Source organism: Synechococcus sp. R6-7 (genome assembly GCF_047461695.1).
Taxonomy (GTDB): domain Bacteria; phylum Cyanobacteriota; class Cyanobacteriia; order Thermostichales; family Thermostichaceae; genus Thermostichus.
On the sequence record NZ_JANSHS010000529.1, the window covers coordinates 1 to 2,679 of the forward strand.

General features: G+C 54.8%; 4 protein-coding genes. 1 reads left to right on the forward strand and 3 read right to left on the reverse strand.

The genetic code is table 11. The features are described 5' to 3' along the window. Positions 1–318 precede the first annotated feature (318 nt). Positions 319–645, forward strand: a complete 327-nt coding sequence (locus NW815_RS13770) for a DUF5684 domain-containing protein (RefSeq protein WP_011432901.1) — start codon at positions 319–321, stop codon at positions 643–645. Positions 646–689: 44 nt separating this feature from the next. Here NW815_RS13770 and nuoK read toward each other — a convergent pair whose 3' ends face one another. From nuoK to NW815_RS13785, 3 genes are all read right to left on the reverse strand, one after another. Next, positions 690–995, reverse strand: a complete 306-nt coding sequence (gene nuoK / locus NW815_RS13775; RefSeq protein ID WP_414328814.1) for an NADH-quinone oxidoreductase subunit NuoK — start codon at positions 993–995, stop codon at positions 690–692. A gap of 81 nt (positions 996–1,076) precedes the next feature. Next, positions 1,077–1,685: an NADH-quinone oxidoreductase subunit J gene (locus NW815_RS13780; RefSeq protein ID WP_414400659.1), complete on the reverse strand. Its 609-nt coding sequence runs from the start codon at positions 1,683–1,685 to the stop codon at positions 1,077–1,079. A gap of 119 nt (positions 1,686–1,804) precedes the next feature. Further along, the coding region (locus tag NW815_RS13785) for a TPM domain-containing protein (RefSeq protein WP_414416137.1) at positions 1,805–2,679 on the reverse strand (875 nt) is incomplete at its 5' end.

Consider the following 2,679-nt stretch of genomic DNA (forward strand, 5'->3'; position numbering starts at 1 on the left):
GGAATCCCTGGTTCCCGGGATCCAATGCCCGCCGTTGCCCCCCCGTGCTTGAGAGATTATTCGTCAGATCTGTATTCTTGATGAAACTTGACAGAATTCTTGATGAAACTTGACAGATAAGTCTGGACAACGGGATCCCTTTTGGCTAACTTTGTGGGCGGGATCAGAGTAGCTCCTGAACAGCTTTGGAAAGTTGGTTTTCTTGCGGTTTGGCCTTATAGCTGTATAGATTCGAGGGTTGCCTCTGACACCAAAGAGACGCTGGAGACAAGTGAGTTGACATTCGCAAATATCAAAAAAATATGTGGGAGGGTCACGATGGATGAGCTTTTACCAGGGCTGATTGCCGTTGCCCTTTACGCCTTCTTTAGCTACACCTTAATGGTGATTGGAGAGAAGCTAAACGTGCCGAATGCTTGGTTAGCTTGGATCCCGATTGCTAACATCTGGGTGATGTGTCGAGCTGCTGGTAAACCCGGCTGGTGGGTGATCCTCTTCTTCATTCCCCTAGTCAACTTGATCTTCGGTATCTGGGTGATCTTTGCCATTCCACCCCGCCTGAATAAATCCCGCTGGCTGGGTCTGCTGGTTTTCCTGCCTGTTTTGGGAGCTTTGCTCTACTCAGGCATTCTGGCCTTCACTTGAATTAGCCAGCCTTGCCTTGATACAAACTAAACAATCGAAAAAGTCTACCACTTAAGCAAGTTGAAGCTCTCCATATCGATAGTGGCGCGGTTGCGGTAGATCCCCAGCACGATGGCCAAGCCCACTGCGGCCTCGGCAGCCGCCACAGTGATGACAAACACCGAGAACACCTGGCCGCGAATCATCGCTGAATCGACAAAGTTGGAGAAAGCCATGAAGTTCAGGTTCACCGCATTGAGCATCAGCTCAATCGACATCAGGACGCGAATCGCATTGCGGCTCACAATCAATCCGTAAATACCAATGCAGAAAAGAATCGCTGCCACCACCAAGAAAAACTGCAGTTGCAACATCGCGATGAGCTCCATGTAGATACACAATGACAGGGGCCTCGGGAAAGCTCTAGGTTTTATGGCCGAGAGCAGTCAGCTTCAACGGGTGCTCACCAGCTCTGCTTGCCGTTCCGACTCCGATTCAAGCTGGGGTCGGGCCCGCTCCAGCAAGCTCAGATCCCCTTCTCCAGCTTGGGGAATGACAAACTCTCGACGCGCCAAGACAATGGCCCCAATCAACGCCATCAGCAGCAAAACAGAAGCCAGCTCAAAAGGCAGAAGATAATCGCTGAAGAAGTGGCCGCCGATCACCAACACACTGCTCAAAGGTTGGATCGGCTGCAGCGGCCAAGGGGTGTTCAAAGCCATCGCGGCTAGGAGGGCAAACAGACCCAAACAGACCACCGCCGTCACTCCGTTGCGCAGCCAGCCCAGCTTCAGAGGAGCAAAGTTGTAGCGCCGATTCACCAACATGATGGCAAACAGGATCAACACATTAACCGCGCCGACGTAGATCAGAACTTGGGCTGCGGCCACAAAATCGGCATTCAAGAGGAGATACAACCCGGCCATGCTCAGGAAAACGCCCCCGAGCAGAAAACCGGAATAGACAATGCTGGGGGCCCAAACCACGCCTAGCGCGAAGCCAATGGCCATCGCCGATAGCACCACAAACGTAACCAGTTGTACGCCTTCTCCGAGGGTCATGAGAGATCCGTCCTTAGCCAGTTTCTATTGCTGCTCCCTTACCACTGTACTGTCCTGGCGGATTTAAGAGAAGCCCGACTCCTTTTTCAGATCGATAGAGAAATCTCTAGAGTTGGGTCTCACCAACTGCCGCCCGCTCCGCCACCTCCGCTGCTACCGCCACCGAAGTCTGAATCTCCACCTGAATCTCCACCGAAGTCTGAATCTGTGTCTGTGTCGCTGAGCTCGGGGATGACCACCTCTCGCTCGCTGCGGTACCCGCAGATAGGACAGCTCAGGATTTCCAGCTTCAAGCCGCTAGAGGAATAGGTGGCTTCCCTGAGAACCTGTGTGGTGAGGTCGAGGGTGAGGGCTTGGCACCGAGGGCAGTAAAGGTGTCGGGAGAGCGTGCCTTCGCGCACAACCACAGCTATTCCTTGACAGGTAGGACAAAACCAGCCGTAGTAGCGAGCTCTGCCGCGGCTCCTGGCCAGGCGATGCTCTTGGGGAAGGTACTTATCCAGAAGCTGGGGCTGGATGAGTCGCATGGTTCGACCACAGGCTTGACAGACCACTGGCTGAAAAGGGATCCCACGCTTCCGGCTCAAGGTGCCGTCAGTGGCCATAGCAGCCACAACCGGCAGAGCGAACCCCAGCCAGTTGCCGCTGGACAATCCTAGGAACACGCCAAGGCAGAGGGATCCCGAATAGAGGAAGAGACGAATGGGGTCGCTCTGAACCGAAGAGAGCACAGCACCTGTTCTTGGATCTCTGCGTGTCAGGGAGAGGACTTGTCTTCCCCCTCGCTCAGCCCTTAGAGAGACGGGCATGCGAGAGCGCTGCCACCCCAGTCCCAAAATGATGATCCCCAGCAGCAGCAGGATCCCTTCCACCAGGGAAGAATCAATGCCCTGGGCCACTGCCCTAGCTGCCGCAGGAACATTTGCAACGGGCTGGCCCTGCAACACCGAGGTCAACTGCCGCACCCCCGCCAGAGTGCCGCCATCGAAATCCC